General features: G+C 73.6%; 1 protein-coding gene. It reads right to left on the bottom strand.

Going from position 1 to position 648, the window contains the following annotated elements; genetic code table 11:
- On the bottom strand, positions 1–648 hold a 648-nt coding region (locus AC1D01_RS37630), incomplete at both ends, for a 3-deoxy-D-manno-octulosonic acid transferase (protein ID WP_477875046.1).

The following is a 648-nucleotide window of genomic DNA, read 5'->3' as shown; positions in this document are numbered from 1 at the left end:
TCACCGCACCCAGCAGCACCGGCCGCGCCAACGCATGCCGCCATGCCCGGCCGCGCGCGAGCAAGGCCTCGTCCGGCGCCATGTCGAACTTCAGGTTGCCGCAGACGACGACCTCGCGCGCGCCCGACTCGCGCAGCCGCTGCGCATCGGCCTCGGTCTGCGCCAGCACCAGCGTGATCGCCTCGACCGCCGGCCGAAGCACTGCTGCCAGCCGTTCGCCCTGGCGCCGGCTCTTCTCGCTCAGCCGCGCGTTCGCCAGCACCATCGGGATGCCGCTGCCCTGCGCGCGCCGCAGCAGGTTCGGCCAGATCTCGGTCTCCATCAGCACGCCCACGCGCGGGCGGAACTGCTCGAAGAAACGCTGCACGACACCCGGCGTGTCGTACGGCAGCCAGGCTTGCACGTCGCCCTCGCGCAGCAGCGCCTCGCCGGCTTCGCGGCCGGTGGCCGTGCTGTGCGTCAGCAGCAGCCGCAGGCCCGGCCGCTCGGCGCGCAGCGCATCGATCAGCGCCGCCGCGGCACGCGTCTCGCCGAGCGAGACCGCATGCACCCAGACGTCGCCGATCCAGCGCCCATCAAGCTGCTCGCGGTGCTCGCGGTAGTCGCCCAGCCGCTCCAGCACCTTGTGCCGGTACAGCGGCTCGGCCC

It is taken from the genome of Rhizobacter sp. P3_B12, assembly GCF_056402895.1.
The sequence above is the reverse complement of the archived record's forward strand: the minus strand, read 5'-3'. Positions and strand labels throughout refer to the sequence as shown.